Source organism: Kocuria rhizosphaerae, from assembly GCF_044462265.1.
Classification (GTDB): domain Bacteria; phylum Actinomycetota; class Actinomycetes; order Actinomycetales; family Micrococcaceae; genus Kocuria; species Kocuria rhizosphaerae.
In genome coordinates this window covers 17,727-38,660 of the sequence record NZ_JBISWL010000019.1, presented here as the reverse complement: position 1 = coordinate 38,660, position 20,934 = coordinate 17,727, and the positions used below count along the sequence as shown (strand labels likewise).

21 protein-coding genes are annotated in these 20,934 nt (G+C 70.9%); 16 read left to right on the top strand and 5 right to left on the bottom strand.

From position 1 onward, the window contains the following. Nucleotides 1–48: 48 nt before the first annotated feature. Nucleotides 49–1,077, bottom strand: coding sequence for an extracellular solute-binding protein (locus ACH9EU_RS02325; RefSeq protein WP_396412322.1), 1,029 nt, complete (start codon nucleotides 1,075–1,077; stop codon nucleotides 49–51). A 218-nt stretch (nucleotides 1,078–1,295) separates the two neighbouring features. Here ACH9EU_RS02325 and ACH9EU_RS02320 point away from each other — a divergent pair, with 218 nt between their 5' ends. The 5 genes from ACH9EU_RS02320 to rplI all read left to right on the top strand — a co-directional run bounded on the left by ACH9EU_RS02320 (nucleotide 1,296) and on the right by rplI (nucleotide 3,782). Next, the gene (locus ACH9EU_RS02320; protein ID WP_396412321.1) at nucleotides 1,296–1,724 is read left to right on the top strand and encodes an NINE protein; all 429 of its coding nucleotides are present in this window, start codon (nucleotides 1,296–1,298) and stop codon (nucleotides 1,722–1,724) included. Nucleotides 1,725–1,940: 216 nt separating this feature from the next. Continuing rightward, the gene (rpsF, locus tag ACH9EU_RS02315; RefSeq protein WP_396412320.1) at nucleotides 1,941–2,246 is read left to right on the top strand and encodes a 30S ribosomal protein S6; all 306 of its coding nucleotides are present in this window, start codon (nucleotides 1,941–1,943) and stop codon (nucleotides 2,244–2,246) included. 110 nt (nucleotides 2,247–2,356) lie between these two features. After that, on the top strand, nucleotides 2,357–2,995 hold the full coding sequence (locus tag ACH9EU_RS02310; RefSeq protein ID WP_396412319.1) for a single-stranded DNA-binding protein: 639 nt from the start codon (nucleotides 2,357–2,359) through the stop codon (nucleotides 2,993–2,995). 81 nt (nucleotides 2,996–3,076) lie between these two features. Further along, complete coding sequence (gene rpsR, locus ACH9EU_RS02305; RefSeq protein WP_017835048.1) at nucleotides 3,077–3,313, top strand: 30S ribosomal protein S18; 237 nt, start codon at nucleotides 3,077–3,079, stop codon at nucleotides 3,311–3,313. Nucleotides 3,314–3,332: 19 nt separating this feature from the next. Continuing rightward, nucleotides 3,333–3,782 carry a 50S ribosomal protein L9 gene (gene rplI, locus ACH9EU_RS02300; RefSeq protein ID WP_396412318.1) on the top strand — a complete coding sequence of 150 codons (450 nt, stop codon included), beginning with the start codon at nucleotides 3,333–3,335 and terminating at the stop codon, nucleotides 3,780–3,782. Between the two features lie 109 nt (nucleotides 3,783–3,891). Here rplI and ACH9EU_RS02295 read toward each other — a convergent pair whose 3' ends face one another. After that, nucleotides 3,892–4,509, bottom strand: coding sequence for a methyltransferase domain-containing protein (locus ACH9EU_RS02295; RefSeq protein ID WP_396412317.1), 618 nt, complete (start codon nucleotides 4,507–4,509; stop codon nucleotides 3,892–3,894). 89 nt (nucleotides 4,510–4,598) lie between these two features. Between ACH9EU_RS02295 and ACH9EU_RS02290 the strand changes: the two genes are divergently transcribed. From ACH9EU_RS02290 to ACH9EU_RS02270, 5 genes are all read left to right on the top strand, one after another. Continuing rightward, nucleotides 4,599–4,907 (top strand): hypothetical protein, encoded by a 309-nt coding sequence (locus ACH9EU_RS02290; protein WP_396412316.1) that lies wholly within the window; start codon nucleotides 4,599–4,601, stop codon nucleotides 4,905–4,907. Nucleotides 4,908–5,420: 513 nt separating this feature from the next. Beyond that, on the top strand, nucleotides 5,421–6,458 hold the full coding sequence (locus ACH9EU_RS02285) for a patatin-like phospholipase family protein (RefSeq protein WP_396412315.1): 1,038 nt from the start codon (nucleotides 5,421–5,423) through the stop codon (nucleotides 6,456–6,458). A 508-nt stretch (nucleotides 6,459–6,966) separates the two neighbouring features. After that, complete coding sequence (locus ACH9EU_RS02280; protein ID WP_396412314.1) at nucleotides 6,967–7,944, top strand: tripartite tricarboxylate transporter substrate-binding protein; 978 nt, start codon at nucleotides 6,967–6,969, stop codon at nucleotides 7,942–7,944. Continuing rightward, nucleotides 7,919–8,437 (top strand): tripartite tricarboxylate transporter TctB family protein, encoded by a 519-nt coding sequence (locus ACH9EU_RS02275; RefSeq protein WP_396412313.1) that lies wholly within the window; start codon nucleotides 7,919–7,921, stop codon nucleotides 8,435–8,437. Before ACH9EU_RS02280 ends, ACH9EU_RS02275 begins: the two co-directional genes overlap by 26 nt. Before the next feature lie 29 nt (nucleotides 8,438–8,466). Continuing rightward, nucleotides 8,467–10,011, top strand: coding sequence for a tripartite tricarboxylate transporter permease (locus ACH9EU_RS02270; protein WP_396412312.1), 1,545 nt, complete (start codon nucleotides 8,467–8,469; stop codon nucleotides 10,009–10,011). A gap of 12 nt (nucleotides 10,012–10,023) precedes the next feature. Here the strand turns inward: ACH9EU_RS02270 and ACH9EU_RS02265 are convergent, their stop codons facing one another. Then, nucleotides 10,024–10,944, bottom strand: coding sequence for a LysR substrate-binding domain-containing protein (locus ACH9EU_RS02265; protein ID WP_396412311.1), 921 nt, complete (start codon nucleotides 10,942–10,944; stop codon nucleotides 10,024–10,026). Nucleotides 10,945–11,041: 97 nt separating this feature from the next. Between ACH9EU_RS02265 and ACH9EU_RS02260 the strand changes: the two genes are divergently transcribed. The 4 genes from ACH9EU_RS02260 (at nucleotide 11,042) to hpaD (ending at nucleotide 15,788) form a co-directional block, all read left to right on the top strand. Next, nucleotides 11,042–12,130: an MBL fold metallo-hydrolase gene (locus ACH9EU_RS02260; RefSeq protein WP_396412310.1), complete on the top strand. Its 1,089-nt coding sequence runs from the start codon at nucleotides 11,042–11,044 to the stop codon at nucleotides 12,128–12,130. Nucleotides 12,131–12,298: 168 nt separating this feature from the next. Next, nucleotides 12,299–12,994 carry an FCD domain-containing protein gene (locus tag ACH9EU_RS02255; protein WP_396412323.1) on the top strand — a complete coding sequence of 232 codons (696 nt, stop codon included), beginning with the start codon at nucleotides 12,299–12,301 and terminating at the stop codon, nucleotides 12,992–12,994. Nucleotides 12,995–13,080: 86 nt separating this feature from the next. Further along, the gene (hpaE, locus tag ACH9EU_RS02250; RefSeq protein WP_396412309.1) at nucleotides 13,081–14,634 is read left to right on the top strand and encodes a 5-carboxymethyl-2-hydroxymuconate semialdehyde dehydrogenase; all 1,554 of its coding nucleotides are present in this window, start codon (nucleotides 13,081–13,083) and stop codon (nucleotides 14,632–14,634) included. A 47-nt stretch (nucleotides 14,635–14,681) separates the two neighbouring features. Continuing rightward, nucleotides 14,682–15,788, top strand: a complete 1,107-nt coding sequence (gene hpaD / locus ACH9EU_RS02245) for a 3,4-dihydroxyphenylacetate 2,3-dioxygenase (RefSeq protein ID WP_396412308.1) — start codon at nucleotides 14,682–14,684, stop codon at nucleotides 15,786–15,788. Nucleotides 15,789–15,952: 164 nt separating this feature from the next. On the opposite strand, the gene ACH9EU_RS02240 is transcribed toward hpaD, so the two are convergent. Continuing rightward, nucleotides 15,953–16,855, bottom strand: a complete 903-nt coding sequence (locus ACH9EU_RS02240) for a fumarylacetoacetate hydrolase family protein (RefSeq protein WP_396412307.1) — start codon at nucleotides 16,853–16,855, stop codon at nucleotides 15,953–15,955. A gap of 266 nt (nucleotides 16,856–17,121) precedes the next feature. Between ACH9EU_RS02240 and ACH9EU_RS02235 the strand changes: the two genes are divergently transcribed. Both ACH9EU_RS02235 and ACH9EU_RS02230 read left to right on the top strand, forming a co-directional pair. Beyond that, nucleotides 17,122–18,453: an NtaA/DmoA family FMN-dependent monooxygenase gene (locus ACH9EU_RS02235; RefSeq protein ID WP_396412306.1), complete on the top strand. Its 1,332-nt coding sequence runs from the start codon at nucleotides 17,122–17,124 to the stop codon at nucleotides 18,451–18,453. A 109-nt stretch (nucleotides 18,454–18,562) separates the two neighbouring features. Beyond that, nucleotides 18,563–20,152, top strand: a complete 1,590-nt coding sequence (locus ACH9EU_RS02230) for an FAD-binding protein (RefSeq protein WP_396412305.1) — start codon at nucleotides 18,563–18,565, stop codon at nucleotides 20,150–20,152. Between the two features lie 35 nt (nucleotides 20,153–20,187). Here ACH9EU_RS02230 and ACH9EU_RS02225 read toward each other — a convergent pair whose 3' ends face one another. Continuing rightward, a complete protein-coding gene (locus ACH9EU_RS02225; protein ID WP_396412304.1) occupies nucleotides 20,188–20,880 on the bottom strand; it encodes a GntR family transcriptional regulator in 693 nt (230 codons plus the stop codon). Nucleotides 20,881–20,934: the final 54 nt, after the last annotated feature.

Below are 20,934 nucleotides of genomic sequence, written 5' to 3'. Positions count from 1 at the left end.
GCGGTCGGCGGGCCGGTGTCCTCGTGGCCGCGAGGACGGCGGGTCCGGTCACTGGTATCCGGCTTCGGCCAGCAGGTCGATGGCCTCGGCGTTGAGGTCCCCGTAGGCCTCGGCGTTCAGGGGCATCCGCTCGAACTCCCCGAAGCCCGCGATCACGGGTTCGGGCTCGACCGCGGGGTTGACGGGGAACTCGTGGTTGGCGTCCACGAACGAGTTCTGTCCGTCGGTCGCGAGCCACTCGATGAGCCGCTGGGCGTCCTCGGCGTTGTCGGAACCCTCCACCACGCCGGCCCCCGAGATGTTCACGTGCGTGCCGGCGCCGTCCTGGCTGGCCCAGAACAGGTCGACGTTCAGGTCCGGGTTCTCCTCGAGGGTGCGTGCCAGATAGTAGTGGTTGTTGATGCCCACGTCGCACGTCCCGGCGTCGATCGCCTCGAGCAGCAGGATGTCGTTGCTCATGATCTGCACGTCGTTCTCGACCCACCCCTCGACGATCTCGAGTGCCCGCTCCCGGCCGTGCAGGTCGATCAGGCTCGCCACGAGGGACTGGGTGTAGGCCGACGTGGCGTCCCGCATGCACAGCCGGCCCTGCCACTTCGGGTCGGCCAGCCCCGCGTAGGTCTCCTGGGTGTCGAACTCCCCGGGGTCGACGTTGTCGGGGTTGTAGGTGACGGTGCGCGCGCGCATCGCCAGGCCGAACCACCGGCCCTGGGGGTCGCGCAGGTCCTCGGGGACAGCTTCCTGGAGGGCCGCGGAGTCCAGGGCGGCCAGCTCGTCCTGCCGGGCGGCGTTCCAGAGGTTGCCCGCGTCCACGGTCATGAACACGTCCGCCGGGGTGTCCTCGCCCTCGGCCTTGAGCCGCTCGAGGAGCTCCGCGTCGTCGCCCGTGATGAACTCGACGCTGATGCCGGTCTCGTCCGTGAACTCCCCGAAGGCCCCCTCCAGGTCGTAGTGCCGCGCCGAGTAGATCTGCAGGTCGGCGGGCTGGTTGCCCAGGCCGAGCACCCCGCAGCCCGTGAGCACGGCCGTCAGGGCCGTGAGTATTCCGGTGGTGGCATACAGGGAACGACGGCGCATCGGGGCCTCTCCTCACGCGCGGCATGTCGACGGCCGCGGAACGGCGATTTGGTGAGGAAAGCGTAACCTAATCCGCGACGGCGGCGTGCCGGGGGTCGGGGGGCCCCCGGCGGGCCCTAGGATGCCCGCCCGGAACAACGCCCACGGCCCGGCCGTTGACATTCTCGGGACGTCCCGCTGTGGACACCCGCCGATCCCGCTCCTGAGAAAGGACCACCGTGGCTCCCGAGCCCGAGTACTACCGTCCCGTCCCGCTCGACGACGACCCCGGCCGCGCCGGGCGCTTCGGGGCGCCCGCCCCCGGATTCCCGGCCGCCGGCGGCCCCTACGGCGGCCCGCGGTCCGGTCCGTACGGTGCCCCGTACGCGGTGCCCCGCCCCCTCGTGGGGGGCCGGTCGCTCCTCCTGGCCTACGTTCTGTGGCTCCTCCTGGGCTGGCTGGGTGTGCACAAGTTCTACCTCCGCCAGCCCGTGTGGGGCCTGATCTACCTGTTCCTGGGCGCGATCGGCTGGAGCACCGTGGGCGCCGGGATCGGACTGCTGTTCCTGATCCCGTGGGCGCTGCTGATGTTCCTGGACGTCTTCACCATGCCCTTCCGCACCGCACTGGTGAACGCCTCGATCGCCCGGGACGCCCGCCGCCCCTGAGCCCCGGTCCCTGGTCCCTGGTCCCTGGTCCGGCCACCGGGTCCTGCGCCCGGATCCGTGCCGGTCGCCGGTTCGGCCGCCGGGTCCGGGTGTAGTAGTGTGGTGAGGTCTGTGTGCCCGCCGCCCCACGTGCGGCGCCGGCGCACGGGCAGCGCACAGAACCTCCTGCTGCGGAAGGACCGCAGCCGCTCAGCCCGAAGGAGGTGGGTTCTTTCCATGCGTGAATACGAACTGATGGTCATCATCAACCCCGAGGTCGAGGACCGTGCCGTCGACCCGACGCTCAAGAAGTTCCTCGAGGTCGTCACCAAGGACAACGGCACCGTCGACAACGTCGACGTCTGGGGCCGCCGTCGTCTCGCCTACGAGATCCAGAAGAAGTCCGAGGGCATCTACGCCGTGGTGAACTTCACCGCGACCCCGCAGACCGCTCAGGAGCTCGACCGCGTGCTGAACCTCAACGAGGCGATCATGCGCACCAAGATCATCCGCCCGGAAGAGCAGAAGATCTCCGCCGAGTAAGGACGGTCCGGCCGATCGCCGGACGTGCCCGCCCGGGCGCCCCGGTGAGATGCTGAGAATCCCAGTACGTTCCCGTACGACCGCGAGCTTTTCCGACCCGGGAGGTCCACATGGCCGGTGACACCGTCATCACCGTAATCGGCAACCTGACCGCCGACCCCGAGCTGCGCTTCACCCCCTCGGGTGCCGCCGTGGCCAACTTCACGGTGGCCTCGACGCCCCGCACCTTCGACCGCCAGTCCAACGAGTGGAAGGACGGGGAGACCCTGTTCCTCCGCTGCTCGGTCTGGCGCGAGGCGGCAGAGAACGTGGCGGAGTCCCTCCAGAAGGGCATGCGCGTCATCGTCCAGGGCCGGCTCAAGTCGCGCTCGTACGAGACGAAGGAGGGCGAGCGCCGCACCGTGACGGAGCTCGACGTCGACGAGGTCGGTCCCTCGCTGCGCTACGCGTCGGCCAAGGTCAACCGCAACGCCCGTTCCGGCGGGCAGGGCGGCGGCTTCGGCGGCGGCCAGCAGACCGGCGGCTTCGGCGGCGGGGCACCGGCCGGGCAGGGCGGCGGATTCGGGGGCGACTCCGGGTTCGGCGGCCAGCAGGGCGGCGGCTTCGGCGGCGGGGCACCGGCCGGTCAGGGCGGACGCGGCGGCGGGCGCCCGGCGCCCCAGGCGGCTCCGCAGAACGACCCGTGGAGCCAGTCCGCCGGCGGCAACTACGACTGGGGCGGCGGCCAGGACGACGAACCGCCGTTCTAGACCGCCCCGCACTTCCCGAACATCCACCCCATCCCGCGGTGACCAGCCGCGGGCTCCACTTGAAGGACAAGGAGCACCACGATGGCCAAGGCTGAACTCCGTAAGCCCAAACCAAAGCAGAACCCGCTCAAGGCTGCCAAAGTCACCGAGATCGACTACAAGGACGTCGCGCTGCTGCGCAAGTTCATCTCCGATCGCGGCAAGATCCGTGCCCGTCGTGTCACCGGCGTGACCGTGCAGGAGCAGCGCAAGATCGCCCTGGCGATCAAGAACGCCCGTGAAGTCGCGCTGCTGCCCTACTCCGGCGCCGGCCGCTGACCAGAGAGGACACAGACTCATGGCAAAGATCATCCTGACGACCGAGGTCACCGGCCTCGGCGCCGCCGGTGACGTGGTCGAGGTCAAGAACGGGTACGCCCGCAACTACCTCCTCCCGCGCGGCTTCGCCACCCCGTGGACCCGCGGCGGCGAGAAGCAGATCGAGAGCATCAAGGCCGCCCGCGCCGCCCGCGAGGTCGCCTCGCTCGAGGACGCCCAGGCCCTGGCCCAGAAGCTGACCTCCGCCACCGTGACCATCCCGGTCAAGGCCGGCGCCGAGGGCCGCCTCTTCGGCACCGTCAAGGCCGAGGACGTCGCCCGGGCCGTCGAGGCCGCCGGCCTCGGCGCCGTGGACAAGCGCAAGGTCGAGCTGAACCAGCACATCAAGACCACCGGTGTGTACCAGGCCTCCGTGCGCCTGCACGAGGACGTCAACGCGAACGTCGAGTTCGAGGTCGTCCCCGCCTGACCGGTTCCCGACCGGTACGAGAAGGCCCCCGCGGTGCGCCGCGGGGGCCTTCCGCGTGTCCGGCGGTTCCGGACGGCGGCTCCCCTCGCGGGCTCCCGGACCGCCGGCCTCAGCGCGGGCGGCGGACCTCGACGACGACGTCGAGCGCGGTCGGGGTGGTCGGCACCTCCTCGGCGCGCAGCAGCTCGAGGTCCGTGCCGTCGAGCGCGTCGACGGTCTCGGTGAGGGTCGGGCGGGGCACGGACGGCGGCGGTCCCTCCGTGCTGCCGGGGGCGTGGGTGATCCACAGCAGCCGGCCGCCGGGGCGGAGCCAGCCGCCGGCCCGGGCCAGCAGCCCGACGTCGTCCTGGAGATGGACGGCCAGGACGAGGTCGAAGCGCTCCGGCACCACGTCCGGGCCGGAGCGCTGCTCCTGGCCGGGACTCCACGTCCGGAGGTCGGCGACCAGGGCACGTCCGGGCAGCCCGCGCTCGGCGAGGGCGCGTTCGACGATGCGCACCGCGCTGGGGGCGTAGTCCACGGCCGTGGGGACGAGACCGGCCGCGGCGAGGGCCAGCGTGTGGCGGCCGGCACCCGCGCCGAGGTCGAGGGCCGTGGGTGTGCGGCCGGTCCGTTCCCGGGCCGTGCGCTCCAGCAGGGCGAGGACCTCCGGGTGCGGGCGCGCGCCGTCGGGGGAGGACTCCCCGGAGGCGTAGCGCTCCTCCCACCGGCGCTGGGTGTCGTCCACGGGGTCCTCCTCGAGGGTCGGGGCGGTCGTCCAGGGGCCCGTCAGCCGGCGCGGCGCGGGCGTAGAGCGGCCCGGGGGAGAATGGGGTCATGCCGTCCTCGATGCCCCGTGTCACGCCGTACGCCCTGTTCTGGTTCGGCGTGGGCTGTCTCCTGCTCACCGTACTGGCTTTCGTCGCCGCGTTCCTCGGCGGGAACGCGGCGGGCGCCCAGACGTCCATGACGGTGTTCGTGGTGGGGTTCCTCGTGGCGACCGTCTCGGCGACGGTGACCGCCGTCGTGGCGATCGCCGGGGCGGTGGCCTTCGCCCCCGCCCGGATCCGGTTCCTGGTGCTGCTGCTGCTCTCCGTGCTCCTGCACTCGCTGCTGTGGGTCGGGCTGATCGCCTCGGTGGTCTGAGGCCCGCCCGGTCCGGGCAGGCCGCCGCCACGGTACGGTACACGGTCCTCCGGCCCGGGCAGGGAGCACAGCCGCGCGCAGCCGTTCTGTGGATGACACCGGTGTTGTCCGCACCCTCGCTGCACAGGCTGTGCACGGACATCATTCCATGTCAGAGCGGATCTACGGCGTGCCTGTGGACAAGTTTCCACAGGGTTTCCCCCAACCTGTGCACAGCCGTCCACGGCGTTTTCCACCGGTTGTCCACAGGCGTGGACAGCGTGCGGGGCTGCCGGCGCCGCGTCCGGCCTCAGGGCGCCCGCTGGCCTTCTCTCCGTGCTTCTCTCCGGCCTTCTTCCCGGGCTCCTGGCCGGGGTCCCGACCATGCCGTCCTCCAGGCGTCATCTCGGCCATCCGTCCGTGCTCCTTTCCATTCGGGGCAGGTCCTGCGAGGCTCGGGTCAGAAGTCCCGTGCACGGGTCCACCGTCCCGAGCCCGTTCGGGCGGCCGGCGGGGCCCGGGGAGGAGCAGCGCATGACCGGACCGACGCGCGTGGCGCTGGCCCTGGGCAGCGGCGGCGCCCGGGGCTACGCGCACATCGGCGTGATCGAGGTCCTGCAGGAGCGCGGCTACGAGATCGTCGCCGTCGCGGGCAGCTCCATGGGCGCGCTCGTGGGCGGGCTGCATGCCGCGGACCGGCTCGACCCGTACGCCGAGTGGGCGCGGGGACTGACCCAGCGGGACGTCCTCCGACTGCTGGACCCGTCTCCCACCGCCCCCGGGGTGATCCGGGCCGAGAAGATCATGGCCAAGGTGCGGGAGGTGCTCGACGGCGTGCTCATCGAGGACCTGCCCATCCCGTTCACCGCGGTGGCCACGGACCTGCTCGCGCGCAAGGAGGTCTGGTTCCAGGAGGGCCCGGTGGACGCGGCCGTCCGGGCGTCCATCGCGCTCCCGAGCATCATCACCCCGGTCATGATCAACGGCCGGCTTCTGGCGGACGGCGGCATCCTGAACCCGGTGCCCATCGCCGCGACGGTCGCCGCCCGGGCCGACGTCACCGTGGCGGTGTCCCTCTCCGGGGAGCAGCCGCCGGGGGAGGGGCGGGCTCCCACGCATGAGACGGCCGCGGCGCGGCCCGCGGAGGAGTGGGCGGAGCGCTTCCGGCGCAGCACCTCCTTCGTGCTGGACCGCGAGCTGGCACGCACCCTCGTGGAGCGGTTCGCGGACGGCCTGGGCCGCGGCGACCGCGCCGCGCGGGAGGCCGGTGAGAAGAGCGGGACCCTCCAGGAGGCCGAGGAGGAGGCCGAGGCGATCGCCGAGGACGCCCTCGGCGCCCTCCCCGCGGGCCTGCGCACGTTCGACGTCATGCAGATGTCCCTCGAGGTGCTCCAGTCGATGCTGCTGCGCTACCGGCTGGCCGGCTACCCGCCCGACCTGCTGATCACCGTGCCCAAGCGGGCCGGCCGTCTGCTGGACTTCCACCGCGCCGGGGAGCTCATCGCGCTCGGCCGGCGGAGCACCGAGGAGGCCCTCGGCCGTGCCGGCGACTTCCCGTCGCCGCGGCCGTAGGCGACGGACCCGTGGNTGGAGGCGGGGACCGTGGTCCCCGCCTCCACGATGCCCGTGTCACTCCGCCCGTGGCACCACCGGGGACGCTTCGTGCGGGGACTCCGGAATCCTCCGGCCCATGATGGTGCTCCGGTCGGCGTGGGGACGTGCCGCGCCGACCTGCGCGGACAGGTCGACTTCAGGTGCCGCCCCACAGCACCGGACCAGCACCACCGTCAGTCACCCTTCTGGGCGAGCCCGACCGCCGAGCCGTGCGGGGCGCCTTCGTCCCCGCCGTGGCGGGCCGGTTCCGCCCGTGAGGCCCGACGGGCGTGCACCGGCGGCAGCTCTCCGACGGGGCCGGCCACGCCCCACATTAAGTAAAAATTATACCTTGCATCAGAAAACACCGCTGGAGTTGAAGGTATGGCCTGGGTCACACTGGATCAACCGGCATGGCAACTGTTGAGAGTTGCAACCGTTCGGTGGCCGGCGTCCCGGACGCCGCCCCCTCACGAAAGGTGTTCTCATGAGACTTCGCATCCTGACCGTCACCACGGTCTCGGCGCTGGCGCTGACCATGACGGCCTGCGGGCCCGGCGGTGGTGGCGGCGACGCCGCGGACTACCCCTCGCGCGACATCGAGATGCTCGTGGGCTTCGGCGCGGGCGGACTCAACGACGCGACCGCGCGGCGGTTCGCGGCCTCCCTGGAGGAGGAGCTGGGCGAGAACGTGCTGGTCGTCAACAGGCCCGGCGGCGGCGGGGTGCTGGCCTCCACGGAGGGCGCCAACGCCGCTCCCGACGGCTACACCCTGCTCTTCGCACCCACGGGGGCCTTCACCTCCGGCATGCTCCAGCAGCAGGTCTCCTACGACTTCTCCGACTTCCGCTCGATCCAGCCGGTGGCGGAGAACGGGTTCCTGATCGCCGTCCCGGCGGATTCGCCGTTCCGGACACTGGCGGACCTGGAGAACGCCGAAGGGCGCCTGACGTACTCGAACTTCGGGATCGGGCACCCGACGCACCTGGTCGGGGCCGCGATCGCGGAGCGCTCCGGCATCGACGCCGAGGCCATCTCCTACGACAGCTCCCCGGACGGACTCCAGGCGATCGTGAACGGCGCCGTGGACTTCGGCGTCCAGGACGTCAACAGCACGGTGCTGGCCCGCCTGGAGTCGGGGGAGCTCCGCCCCCTGGCGATCAGTTCCCAGGAACGCCTCCCGGCCCTGCCGGACGCGCCGACGGTCGTGGAGGAGGGCTTCGAGAACGCGACGTTCACCGGATCCCAGGCACTGGCCGTCCCGGCGGAGACTCCCGAGGAGATCGTCGGGATCCTCGAGGAGGCGGCCTCCGCCGCCGTCGAGGACCCGGAGTTCACCGAGTTCCTGGAGTCGAACGCGCAGACCGTCCCCGACGTGGACGGAGCGGCGTGGTTCGAGGAGCACCTTCCCGCGGAGCGGGACCGGTTCGAGGAGATGTATGAGCGCCTTGGCATCGGCGAGTAGGCACGGCACCGGCGAGGATCCGGAGCAGACCGTGGTTCCCGAGGAGTACGAGGGTCCGGCGGCGCCCGACGAAGGCCCGCGGGACAGGATCTCGCCGCTGCTGATCCTGGGGGTGGCCGTCTTCGCGATCGTGGAGGCGCTGCGGCTGGGCGTGGGCGACTTCTCCCGCCCGGGACCGGGCCTGTGGCCGCTGCTGGTGGCCGGCACGGCGGCGGCCCTCACCCCGGTGATCTTCGTGGTCGGGCAGCGGTTCTCCGTTCCCGAGCGGTCGGGCCTGCTGCGGGTCGTGGTCATCCTGGCCGCCCTGTGGCTGTTCGTGGTGGCCTACCCGTGGATGGGCTTCGTCGGGGCGGGGGCCCTCATGGTCTTCCTCGTGACGCGGGTCGCCGCACGCGAGGGCTGGGTGGCCTCCCTGCTCCTCTCGGCCCTGGCCCCCGCCGCGGCGTACGTGCTCTTCGGCACGCTGCTCGGCGTCAACCTGCGGCTCTTCTGACCGACCCTTCTCCGGACAAAGGACTCACCATGGACATCCTCCAGGGTCTGGCCGGCGGCTTCACCGTCGCCCTGGACCCGATGAACCTGCTGTTCGTGTTCATCGGCGTCACCATCGGCACCCTCATCGGACTTCTCCCCGGGCTGGGCCCGGTGGCCACGATCGCGCTCCTGCTGCCGCTGACGTTCAACCTCGAACCCGCCCCCGCGATCATGATGCTCGCGGGCATCTACTACGGATCGATGTACGGCGGGCGGATCCCGGCGATCCTGCTCCGCCTGCCCGGGGACGCGTCCTCGGTCGTGACCACCTTCGACGGCTACCCGCTCGCCCAGCAGGGCAGGGCGGGCTCGGCCCTGGGCATCACGGCCATCGGGTCCTTCCTCGGCGGCACCGTGGCGATCATCGGCCTGACGGTCCTGGCCCCGACCCTCGCCCAGGTCGCCGGGGGCATCGGCTCACCGGACATGTTCGCCCTGGCCGGTCTGGGCATGCTCATGATCGCCTTCATCGGCTCCGGCTCGAAGACCAAGGCCCTGGCCGCGGCCGCCCTGGGCATCCTCGTGGCGGTGGTCGGGCTGGACCCGGTGACCGCGGACCCGCGGATGACCTTCGGGAACTTCCAGCTGATCGCAGGCGTCCACATCGTGGCGATCGCCGTGGGCCTGTTCGGGATCGGGGAGATCCTGCACAACGCCGAGGGCGGCTTCTACGCCGGGCTGAAGAAGGCCGGGCTGAGCAACGTCCTGCCCACCCGGGCCGACTGGCTCACGAGCCGCCTGGCGATCCTGCGCGGGTCGATCATCGGCTTCTTCATCGGCATCATCCCCGGCGGCGGCGGCACGATCTCCTCGGTGCTGGCCTACGGGGTGGAGCGGCGCTTCTCCAAGCACCCGGAGAAGTTCGGCAAGGGCGCGATCGACGGCCTGGCCGCCACGGAGACCGCCGACAACGCGTCCTCGAACTCCGCGTTCATCCCGCTGCTCACCCTGGGCATCCCGCCCAACCCCGTGCTGGCACTGATCTTCGGCGCGCTGCTGCTGCACAACATCACGCCCGGTCCGGGGATGATCGACGAGCGGCCCGACGTGTTCTGGGGCGTGATCGCCTCGATGTACATCGGCAACGTCATGCTGATCATCCTCAACCTGCCGCTGATCGGCCTGTTCGTGAAGCTGCTGCGGGTCCGCGGAGCCGTGATGGCCCCGATCATCCTCGTCGTGGCCGTCGCCGGGGTCTACAGCGTGCGCAACTCCATGTTCGACGTGGGCATGTGCGTGGCCTTCGGCGTCGTCGGCTACGTCCTGCGCAAGTTCAACTACGACCTCGGCCCGTTCATCCTCGGGTTCATCCTCGGACCGATCCTGGAGCAGCACTTCCGCCGCTCCATGGCCCTGTCCGACGGCAGCCTGGGCATCTTCTTCGACCGCCCGCTGCCGCTGATCGCGATGGCCGTCGTGGTCGCGGGGCTCGTCTGGTACGTCGTCGACCGCCGGCGCGCGGCCCACCGCCTCGCCGGCCGGGTCGCCGCCGAGACCGAGCCCGCGCCCGTCGACACCTCCACCCGGGACTGAGCCGTGCGGTTCTCACGGGCCGGGCGCGGACCGCTCCTCCGTGCGCAGACGCTGCAGGAAGTCCACCGCCTCCCGCACCCGGCGGGCGGCCCGGTGGCCCGGCGGAAGGACCGCGACGATCGGGTTGTCCGGGATGTCGTCGGCGATGGGCACGTACGCGACCCGCAGGGCGTCGTAGGTGACGTCGGTCCGGGGGACCGTGTTGACGAAGGAGTAGCCGAGACCGCGGGCCACCATCGAGCGGATGGTCTCCATGTTGCTGCTGGTCCAGCGGAGCTGGGGATTCAGCCCGTGCGCCCGGATGATCGCCAGGACCCGCTCCACCGTGGGCGGGACGTCCAGGAGGATCAGCGGCTCCTCGACGACGTCGGCCAGGAAGATCTCCTGGGCCCCGGCCATGCGGTGGTCGGCGGGGAGGAGCAGGTGCTGCTGCACGTCGGCGACCTCCACGGCCTCGAGGTCCGGGTCGCGCTGCATCGCGTACATCAGCGCGAGGTCCAGCCTGCCGCCCCGCACCGCCTCCTGGACGGCCGCCGGCGAGTCCTCGACCACTCGGACGTCCACGAGCGGGTGGTTGCGCACGAAGTGCTCGACCAGCGGCGGGACCATCCGCGGGGACACGGTGAGGGTGGACCCGATGCGCAGCGGCCCCCGGAGGTCCTCGTAGCCGCCCACCACGGTGTCCTCGACCTCGTCGACCAGCTGCAGGATCTGCCGCGCATGGCGGGCGAGGTCGGACCCGGCCGGGGTGGGGACCATCCGCTTGGACTGCGCACGGAGGAACAGCTCCACGCCCAGGGACTTCTCGAGCTGTCCCACGGCCATGGACACGGCCGCCTGGGAGATGTGGTGGGCCTTCGCCGCGGCGGTCACCGACCCGTGGTCCACCACGGCCATGAAGTACTGCAGCTGGCGCAGCGTGAATTCGGCCACGACTTCTCCTGACGGTCGGCGCGACGACGTCGAGCACCCAGACTATGCCCCGCCCGGGGCCCCGGAACCACACCCCGAACACGAAGGAGCCCGGACCATGACCACCGCAGCGACCCAGGACCACAGGCCCCCGTACGTCGTCGCCCTCGGCACCGCGGGCGGCCCGCGGTGGTGGAAGGACCCGGAGACCGGGCAGGCCTGCGAGCGGACCGGCATCGCCACGGCCGTCGTGGTCGACGACGGCTTCTACCTGGTGGACTGCGGGCACGGGGTCGGCCGCCGGCTGAGCCAGTCGGGCCTCGAGATCTCCGACCTGCGGGGCATCTTCCTCACCCACCTGCACTCGGACCACACCGTGGATCTCGGCAGCCTGGCCGTCTTCGGCCTCTATGAGCTCCAGGCCCGGCTCGGCGACCCCGTGCCGATCGTCGGCCCGGGCAACCGCGGCATGCTCCCGGCCGTCTCGCCCCGCGCCGTCGTCCCGCCGACCCCGCTGGCCCCGGACTGCCCCACACCGGGCACGCGCGAGATGTTCGAGCAGCTCATGCGCGCCCACGCCACGGACCTCAACGACCGCATCATCGACAGCCTCCGCCCCTCGCCGATGGACCTCTTCGAGGCCCGGGACATCGTCGTCCCCGAAGGCATCGGCTACCACCCCAACGACAATCCGACACCGGACATGGAGCCGTTCGTCGTCCACGAGGACGAGGCGGTCACCGTGTCGGCCATCCTCGTCGAGCACCCGCCGATGGCTCCGGCCTTCGGGTTCCGGTTCGAGACGGCGGCAGGGTCGGTGACGTTCTCGGGCGACACCGCGTTCACGCCGAACATGATCCGCCTGGCCCGGGGCACCGATCTGCTGCTGCACGAGGCCATCGACTTCGACTACATCGAGCGACTCTACGGCGGCAGGCCCGACGAGGTCTCGCGGGCCTCGCGGGACCACCACCACAAGTCCCACACCAGCGTCCGCGACGCCGCCCGCGTGGCCCAGGAGGCCGGTGCCCGCCGGCTGGCCCTGCACCACCTGGTGCCCGGCACGGCCACCGACAGGACCTGGGAGGAGGCGGCGGCCCACTTCGACGGGATCTTCCACCTCCCCGCCGACCTCGACGTCATCGAGTTCGGCCGTGACGCGGCGACGTCCGCCGGAACGGCGGCGCCGGAGCAGGCGGCGCGCTGAGGGTCGTCCTCGACGGACACGACGCCGCTCCCGGTCCACCCGGGGGCGGCGTCCTGCTGGGCCCGGCGCTCGCGGAGCCGGCCGCCGGAGCAGAGCTCTTGACGTCCGGGGAGATGACCGTCACACTAGATCATATACGATTTCGTACATGAGAGGACGGCCATGACCATGCCTGTCGAGGTGACGCCGCGACGCCGGGAGGGCTCGACGGCCAGCAAGTCCCAGCAGGCGTACGAGATCCTGCATGCCCGCATCACCGGCGGAGACCTGGCCCCGGGCTACCGCCTGGTGCTCAGCAGTCTCGCCGCAGACCTGGGGGTCAGCACGGTCCCGGTCCGGGAGGCCGTCCGCCGGCTCGAGGCCGAGGGGCTCGTGACGTTCGAGAAGAACGTGGGGGCCAAGGTCGCGGCCGTGGACACCACCCTGTACCTGCACACCATGCAGACCCTGGCGGTCATCGAAGGGGCGGCCACGGCGCTGGCGGCCCCGCTGCTGTCGCCGGAGGACGTGGCGGAGGCGCGTGAGCTCAACCGGGCGCTCCGGGACTGCCTCGAGGACTTCGACCCGCGGCGGTTCACCGAGCTGAACAACCGGTTCCACGCGGTGCTGTACGACCGGTGTCCGAACCCGCACATCCTCGACCTGGTCCACCGGGGCTGGAACCGGCTCAACGCGATCCGGTCCTCGAGCTTCCAGCACATCCCCGGCCGCGCCCACCGCTCCGTCGAGGAGCACGACGTGCTCCTGGACCTGATCGGCGAGCGGGCCGAACCGCGCCGTGTCGAGGACGCGGCCAGGGCCCACCGCATGGCCACGCTCAACGCCTATCTCGAGGCCGCGGGGCAACCGCCCAGCCTCATCTGAACCATCCGCACGACAGAGCACCCACCGTCCACCACCACCGGCCAGGGACGCCCCCGGCCGGCCCCGACGCCTGAGAAAGGACCGTCATGGAAACCAGCACGTCGCCCGTCACGGCCGCGCACTTCGTCCCCCAGGACCTGCCGACCCATCTGCAGCACTACATCGGGGGCTCGTTCGTCGACTCCGTCGGCGGGGAGACCTTCGAGGTCCTCGACCCCGTCTCCAACCAGCCCTACTGCACCGCGGCGGCGGGCCGGCAGGCCGACGTCGACGCCGCGGTGGCCGCCGCCAAGGAGGCCTTCGACAACGGGCCGTGGCCGCACATGCTGCCCCGGCAGCGGGCCCGGGTGCTGAACCGGATCGCGGACGCGGTCGAGGCGCAGGAGGACCGGCTGGCCGAGATGGAGACCTTCGACACCGGCCTGCCCATCTCCCAGTCCCGGGGCCAGGCGCAGCGGGCGGCCGAGAACTTCCGGTTCTTCGCGGACCTGATCGTCGCCCAGCACGACAACGCCTTCAAGGTCCCCGGCTCCCAGCTGAACTACGTCAACCGCAAGCCGATCGGTGTCGCCGGGCTGATCACCCCGTGGAACACCCCCTTCATGCTCGAGTCCTGGAAGCTCGCCCCGGCGATCGCCTCCGGGTGCACCGTGGTCCTGAAGCCGGCCGAGTTCACGCCCCTGTCCGCGTCCCTGTGGGCGGGCATCTTCGAGGAGGCCGGCCTGCCGGCCGGGGTGTTCAACCTCGTCAACGGCTTCGGGGAGTCCGCCGGCGACGCGCTGGTCAAGCACCCCGACGTCCCGCTGATCTCCTTCACCGGGGAGTCGACCACCGGGCAGGTCATCTACGCCAACTGCGCGGCGCACCTCAAGGGCATGTCCATGGAGCTGGGCGGTAAGTCCCCGGCGATCGTCTTCGCCGACGCCGACTTCGACGCCGCCATCGACTCGACGCTCTTCGGGGTGTTCTCCCTCAACGGCGAACGGTGCACGGCCGGCTCACGCATCCTCGTCCAGCGCGAGATCTACGACCGGTTCTGCGAGGTCTACGCCGCCCGGGCGAAGACCATCACGGTCGGGGACCCGCACGACCCCGAGACCCAGGTCGGGGCGCTCGTGCACCCCGAGCACTACGAGAAGGTCATGGGCTACGTCGAGATCGGCAAGTCCGAGGCCCGGCTGCTGGCCGGCGGCGGACGGCCGGAGACGCTGCCCGCCGGTCAGGAGAACGGCTCCTACGTGGCTCCGACCGTGTTCGCCGACGTCGCCGCCGACGCGCGGATCTTCCAGGAGGAGATCTTCGGCCCGGTCGTGGCCATCACCCCCTTCGACACAGACGAGGAGGCGCTGGAGCTGGCCAACAACACCAGGTACGGACTGGCCGCCTACGTGTGGACCTCGGACCTGCAGCGGGCCCACACCTTCGCGCAGAACGTCGAGGCGGGCATGGTGTGGCTCAACTCCCACAACGTGCGCGACCTGCGGTCCCCCTTCGGCGGGGTGAAGGCCTCCGGCCTCGGGCAGGAGGGCGGCTACCGCTCGATCGACTTCTACACCGACCAGCAGGCCGTGCACATCACCCTCGGGGACGTGCACACCCCGAAGTTCGGCCGCGACGACGCCGCTGCCACCGACTACTGACCCCCGGGCCCCACCGCCCCGACCGACCACTCGACGAGGAGTTCCCCATGAGCACCCACAGCCCCGCCATCCCCAGGCCGACCGTTCCCCCGCCCGACATCGTGCGCTGCGCCTACATGGAGCTGGTGGTCACCGATCTGCAGCGCTCCCGCGAGTTCTACGTGGACCTGCTGGGCCTGGCCGTGACCGAGGAGGACGGGACCACGATCTACCTCCGCTCCCTGGAGGAGTTCATCCACCACAACCTGGTCCTGCGCCAGGGGCCCGTGGCCGCCGCGGCAGCCTTCTCCTACCGGGTCCGCACCCCCGAGGACGTCGACCGGGCCGAGGCCTACTACCGGGAGCTCGGCTGCCGGACGGAGCGCCGGAAGGAGGGCTTCGTGAAGGGCGTCGGCGACTCCGTGCGCGTCGAGGACCCGCTGGGCTTCCCGTACGAGTTCTTCTACGAGGTCGAGCACGTCGAGCGGCTGAACTGGCGCTACGAGCTCCACGGCCCCGGGGCGCTGGTGCGCCTGGACCACTTCAACCAGGTCACCCCCGACGTGGACCGGGGCCGGACGTACCTCGAGAACCTCGGGTTCCGGGTCACGGAGGACATCAAGGATTCCGACGGCGTGACCTACGCGGCCTGGGCCGCGCGGAAGTCCACCGTCCACGACACCGCCCTGACCGGCGGCAAGGGCCCGCGCCTGCACCACATGGCGTTCTCCACCCACGAGAAGCACAACGTCCTCTACATCTGCGACAAGATGGGCGCCCTGCGCCTGTCCGACCGGATCGAGCGGGGACCCGGCCGGCACGGGGTCTCCAACGCGTTCTACCTCTACATCCTCGACCCGGACGGCCACCGCATCGAGATCTACACCCAGGACTACTACACGGGCGACCCGGACAACCCGACCGTGACCTGGGACGTGCACGACAACCAGCGCCGCGACTGGTGGGGCAACCCGGTCGTGCCCTCCTGGTACACCGAGGCCTCCTCGGTGCTCGACCTCGACGGCAACGTGGTCGAGGCGGCCGAGCGGGAGGAGCCCTCCGAGATGGCCGTGACCATCGGCGCCGACGGGTTCTCCTACACCCGTCCCGGCGACGAGTCCGGCAGCTACCACGGCGAGGCCGCCAAGGGGTTCAAGATCGGCCACCAGGTCTGACGCTCTCCGGCCGGTCGGCCTCGTCCGGCAGCAAGGGACCCTCCCCCGCACGGGGAGGGTCCCTTCGGTCTGTCGCACCGTCGGCGCAGGGGCGCCGGAGACGCCCGGGCAGGAGAACACCCCGTCGCGTCCGACGCGACGGGGTGTTCTCTGTCCCGGCCGGCTCAGCCGGCGTGCGCGAGCGAGCCGGCGTCCTGCGGGGCCTGCGCGGTGGAGGACTCGTCCTGCACCGTGTTCCGCAGCACGCCCAGGCCGGTCACCTCGACCTCGACCACGTCGCCGGCGTCCAGGAGCCCGCCCTCCCCCCAGAACAGACCGACTCCGCCGGGGGTCCCCGTGACGATGACGTCGCCGGGGTGCAGACGGGTGAAGCCGGTGACGTAGGCGATCAGCGTGGGGATGTCGAAGTACAGGTCCGCGACGGAGGCGTGCTGGCGGACCTCGCCGTTGACGCGGGTCTCCAGGGTCAGCTCGCGGACGTCGCCCAGGTCCGCGGCGGGCACCAGGTAGGGGCCGAACCCGCCGGTGGCCGGGAAGTTCTTCCCGGGGATCCACTGGCTGGCCGCCTTCTGCCAGTCGCGCGCCGAGAAGTCGTTGTAGTTGGCGTAGCCGGCGACGTGGTCGAAGGCCTCCTCCGGGGCCACGTGCCAGGCCTCCTTGCCGATCACCAGGGCCATCTCGCCCTCGTAGTCGAACTTCCCGGTCGAGGCGGGCTTGACCGCCGGGGCCAGGTGGCCCATCTGGGTGTCGGCGAAGCGGGTGAAGACCGTGGGCGCCGTCTGCCCCGTCCTGCCCGACTCCTCCTGATGGGTCCGGTAGTTGACGCCGATGCAGATGATCTTCCCCGGGGCGGTCAGGCAGGGCAGGTGGGAGATCTCCCCTTCGGCGTGGGTGGGGGCGCCGGTCAGGTCGGCGGGCGTGAGCCGGCCGAAGACGCCCTGGACCACCGCCGAATGGAGGGAGGGGGCCAGTCCCTTCCCCGAGGGGCCGAGGTCGTGGACGGTGCCCCGATCGGCCACACCCCACGTGGCCGTGCCGTCTGGCGCCGAGAAGCTGACGTAGTTCACAGAGTTCTCCCATCGAGTCGGGCGGTTGGCGTCCCCGGGCGCCCATCGTGGACGGCGCGCCGCCGAGCGGTGACGTGGACCCCACGGTAGACAGCTGAGATGCATTTGGCAATCAGAAAATATTCTGACGGTGATATTGCGAACAGACTAGAAAAATGCCGTGACGTACGCCATGCTGTGGTGAGGACGATCTCCATGGCTCCGCGGCCACACCGTTCCCGCTCCATGCCGGGAGGGGTTCGACTCTCTGGAAAGGACGAGCACCGATGAGCACTTCCAAGCCGGCTCAGCACATGATCCTGACGACCTTCATGCTTCCTGCGGGCTACCACAAGGACAGCTGGCGGATGGACGGGAGCAGGGCGGAAGAGCTGGGCAACCTCGACTTCGTCCTCGAACTCACCCGGATGGCCGAGGCGGCCAAGCTGGACGCCGTCTTCTTCGGCGATGTCGTCCACGCGAACACCCTGCTGCGCGGCGACATCAAGATGAACGGCTTCTACGAGCCCGTCTCGGTGCTCTCGGCCCTCGCGGCCCGCACCGAGCACATCGGTCTGGTGGGGACGCTGTCCACCTCCTTCACGGAGCCCTACACCGTGGCCCGGCAGCTCTGCGGCCTGGACCACATGTCGGGCGGCCGGGCCGGCTGGAACATCGTGACGTCCTCCGACGGCTTCCAGAACTACGGGATCGAGGAGGCCCCGGATCCGGCGACCCGGTACCGCCGGGCGACCGAGTTCGTCGACGTGGTGCGCCGCCTCTGGGACTCCTGGGACGACGGCGCCGTGATCGTGGACCGCGACTCCGGGGAGTACCTGGACCGGTCCCGCCTGCACCCGATCGACCACCAGGGCGAGTTCTTCGGGGTGCAGGGTCCGCTGAACATGCCCACCAGCCCGCAGCGGCACCCGGTGCTCGCGCAGGCCGGGTCCTCGGGGCCCGGCATGGACCTGGGCTCCTCGGTCGGTGACATGATCTACACCGCACAGCCCCACAAGGAACCCTCGATCGAGTTCTACGCCAGGTTCAAGCAGATGGCCAAGGCCAAGGGGCGCAACCCGGACCACGTCAAGATCGTCCCGGGCATCCTGCCGATCATCGGTGACTCCGAGGCGGAGGCCCGAGCGCTCGCCGACGAGCTGGGCCGGCACGTGCACCTGGAGAACGGGCGAGCGCAGGTCGGCGCCGACCTGCGCATGGACCTGTCCGAGCTGGACTACGACGAGCGAATCCCGGCCGAGTGGTTCCGGAACGACGACGCCTACGGCAGCCGCTACAAGATCTACCGGATGAAGTCCGTGGAGATGGGGATGACGCTGCGCGAGCTGATCGTCGACCTCGCCCGCTCCACCGGCCACCAGTGGATGGCGGGCACTCCCGGCCAGATCGCCGACCGGATGGTCGACTGGTTCGAGTCCAAGGCCTGTGACGGCTTCAACCTGAACTCGCCCTTCAACCCGGGCGGCTTCCGGCTGATCTGCGACAAGCTCGTCCCCGAGCTCCAGGACCGCGGATACTTCCGTGCCGAGTACGAGGGCGCGACCTTCCGGGAGAACCTGGGCCTGCCGGAGGTCTCCACCTCCCTCGTCCCGGCCTGACACCCGAGGTCCCGACCGTGGCGGTGCCGTGTTGCGCCGCCGGGCCGACCGCTGTCGCGCGGCGTCAGCGGGTTCCCGGCCCGCCCCAGAAGCTCAGAGAGGCATGCAGATGACTGAACTGTCCGTGGATCGTGGCCCCGACCTGGAGAGCGCACGAGAGGACTTCCTGCGGCGGGCCGAGGGCATCGTCGGGGCCGAGCACGTGATCCGCCCGGAGGGTGACAAGGGCTACCGGGACCCCTATCCGCTGCAGCCCGGCCGCTCGCCCTGGCCCGGCGTGCGCCCCGCGGACACCGCCGAGGTGCAGGCCCTGGTCCGGCTCGCCAACGAGACCGGCACACCGCTGTGGACGTTCTCGTGCGGCAAGAACCTCGGGTACGGCGGGCCGGAACCGCGGGATCGGGACGTGGTCGCCCTCGACCTGGGCCGGATGAACCGCATCCTCGAGGTCGACGACCGGCTGTGCTACGCCGTCGTCGAGCCGGGTGTGACGTTCTTCGACCTGTTCGAACACGTCCAGGAGCGCGGTCTGAAGGTCTGGCTCTCCGTGCCGGCGCTGGGCTGGGGCTCCGTCATGGGCAACGCCCTGGACCGTGGCTACGGCATGACTCCGCTGGGGGACCACGCCAAGCAGATCTGCGGCATGGAGGTGGTCCTGCCGGACGGCGAGCTGCTGCGGACCGGGATGGGCGCCATGGAGGGGAGCGACCTGGGCCCGATCTTCCAGGGGGGCTTCGGCCCGACGCTCGACGGGCTGTTCACGCAGTCGAACCTGGGCGTGGTGACGCGGATCGGGCTGTGGCTGATGCCGTGGCCGGAGGTCTACGTCAACGGCGACGTCACCGTCGAGCGGGAGGAGGACCTGCCGAAGCTGATCGACATCCTCACCCAGCTGCGGCGCGAGGACGTCATCCAGAACAACGCGCTGTGCGGGAACGTCGTCCGCGCGGTGACCATGAACGGCCCGCGGTCCCGCTGGTACCAGGGGGAGGGGTCCATCCCGCCCGAGCGCCTCGAGGAGATCCGCCAGGAGCTGGGCATCGGCCAGTGGAACGCCAAGTTCGGGATCTACGGGGACAAGGGCCTGGCCGAGCGGCGCCTGGAGATCATCCGCGAGCGGTTCGCGGAGCTGGACGGCTTCACGGTCGACGCCCGGCTCTACGAGGGCGCCGAGGGGGCGCGCGTGGCCTACGGGGACATCGCCGACACGGACCGCACCCAGATGGCCGGCGTCCCCACGCTCAAGCCCCTGGGCACGATCAACTACGTGGCCGAGAACGGGGGGCACATCGACGCCGCCCCGATCCTCCCCGCCCGCGGGGAGGACGTCTGGGAGTTCTACCAGGAGGTCAAGGAGCTGTACACCGAGTACGGCTTCGACCTGTACATCGGCTACCACCTCTATCCCCGCCACATGGTGCACGTGACCATGATCTACTTCGAGAACGGCAACGAGGAGATGCTCGGCCGTGCGCGGGAGCTGTACGGCCGCCTGCTGGATGCCGCACGGCGCCGCGGGTACGCGCCCTACCGCAGCCACATCGACTACATGGACCGGATCGCGGACGGCTTCGACTTCAACGACCACGCGGTGCGACGGTTCCAGGAGCGTCTGAAGGACGCGGTGGATCCGTCCGGCATCCTCGCCCCGGGCAAGCAGGGCATCTGGCCGGCACGGTACCGGGGGGTCAGCTGCTGACCCGGCGGCCCGGGGGCCTCCCGGCGGCGTACGGCTCAGGCCGGCGCCGTGGGGAGGCCCACTTCCACGCCCAGCGTGGTGATCGCCTCGAGGGTGCCCCGGTAGTGGTCCGCCAGCAGTTCGGCGGTGGTCCCGGCGTCACGGGCCAGGGCGGCGTCCAGGATGGCCTGGTGCTCGGCGGACAGGTCCCGGCCGGACCAGTTCGTGGCGCTGGTGGCCCACTGGTTGTACAGCTGGGTCAGGTCGGAGAGCGTGCTGGTCAGGTCGATGAGCACGGGGACCTCGCAGGCGGCCAGGAGCTGGGCGTGGAACGCCTGGTGCGCGGCGGCCCACTCGGCGGTCAGGCGGTTGTCCTCGTCGCGGCTGGGGGTCCGCTCCATCCTGTGGTGCGCGGCCATCAGCTCGCCCTCCCACGCCAGGTCTCCGCGCTCGATGGCCAGGGTGACCCCGAACTGTTCGTTCACGCAGCGCAGCTCGGTGATGTCACGCAGCTCGTCCAGGGACAGGGTGGGGACGAAGAAGCCGCGATTGGGGCGCAGGATCACCAGGCGGTCGCCCGCGAGTCGGGTGAGCGCCTCCCGGACCACCGTGGACGAGGTCTGGAACTGCTCCGAGAGCTGATTGAGCTGGAGCCGGTCACCCGGTGCCCACTGTCCACTGAGCATGTTGTTGCGCAGTTCGTCCCGGATGTGCTTGGAGAGGGTCTCTGCGTCGGTCCGTTTGGCCATGGGGCCAGTCTAGTGCCCTGATTGTGCAAACCCCCACCGAGAAACGCGAGTGCG

What these genes read in the sequence shown, in the direction of transcription:
- ACH9EU_RS02275 (WP_396412313.1), top strand. Translation starts at nt 7,919, where the DNA reads ATGAGCGCCTTGGCATCGGCGAGTAGGCACGGCACCGGCGAGGATCCG.
- ACH9EU_RS02285 (WP_396412315.1), top strand. Translation starts at nt 5,421, where the DNA reads ATGACCGGACCGACGCGCGTGGCGCTGGCCCTGGGCAGCGGCGGCGCC.
- rpsR (WP_017835048.1), top strand. Translation starts at nt 3,077, where the DNA reads ATGGCCAAGGCTGAACTCCGTAAGCCCAAACCAAAGCAGAACCCGCTC.
- ACH9EU_RS02225 (WP_396412304.1), bottom strand. Translation starts at nt 20,880, where the DNA reads ATGGCCAAACGGACCGACGCAGAGACCCTCTCCAAGCACATCCGGGAC.
- ACH9EU_RS02325 (WP_396412322.1), bottom strand. Translation starts at nt 1,077, where the DNA reads ATGCGCCGTCGTTCCCTGTATGCCACCACCGGAATACTCACGGCCCTG.
- ACH9EU_RS02235 (WP_396412306.1), top strand. Translation starts at nt 17,122, where the DNA reads ATGAGCACTTCCAAGCCGGCTCAGCACATGATCCTGACGACCTTCATG.
- ACH9EU_RS02270 (WP_396412312.1), top strand. Translation starts at nt 8,467, where the DNA reads ATGGACATCCTCCAGGGTCTGGCCGGCGGCTTCACCGTCGCCCTGGAC.
- ACH9EU_RS02230 (WP_396412305.1), top strand. Translation starts at nt 18,563, where the DNA reads ATGACTGAACTGTCCGTGGATCGTGGCCCCGACCTGGAGAGCGCACGA.
- ACH9EU_RS02280 (WP_396412314.1), top strand. Translation starts at nt 6,967, where the DNA reads ATGAGACTTCGCATCCTGACCGTCACCACGGTCTCGGCGCTGGCGCTG.
- ACH9EU_RS02310 (WP_396412319.1), top strand. Translation starts at nt 2,357, where the DNA reads ATGGCCGGTGACACCGTCATCACCGTAATCGGCAACCTGACCGCCGAC.
- hpaD (WP_396412308.1), top strand. Translation starts at nt 14,682, where the DNA reads ATGAGCACCCACAGCCCCGCCATCCCCAGGCCGACCGTTCCCCCGCCC.
- hpaE (WP_396412309.1), top strand. Translation starts at nt 13,081, where the DNA reads ATGGAAACCAGCACGTCGCCCGTCACGGCCGCGCACTTCGTCCCCCAG.
- ACH9EU_RS02290 (WP_396412316.1), top strand. Translation starts at nt 4,599, where the DNA reads ATGCCGTCCTCGATGCCCCGTGTCACGCCGTACGCCCTGTTCTGGTTC.
- rpsF (WP_396412320.1), top strand. Translation starts at nt 1,941, where the DNA reads ATGCGTGAATACGAACTGATGGTCATCATCAACCCCGAGGTCGAGGAC.
- ACH9EU_RS02260 (WP_396412310.1), top strand. Translation starts at nt 11,042, where the DNA reads ATGACCACCGCAGCGACCCAGGACCACAGGCCCCCGTACGTCGTCGCC.
- ACH9EU_RS02255 (WP_396412323.1), top strand. Translation starts at nt 12,299, where the DNA reads ATGCCTGTCGAGGTGACGCCGCGACGCCGGGAGGGCTCGACGGCCAGC.
- rplI (WP_396412318.1), top strand. Translation starts at nt 3,333, where the DNA reads ATGGCAAAGATCATCCTGACGACCGAGGTCACCGGCCTCGGCGCCGCC.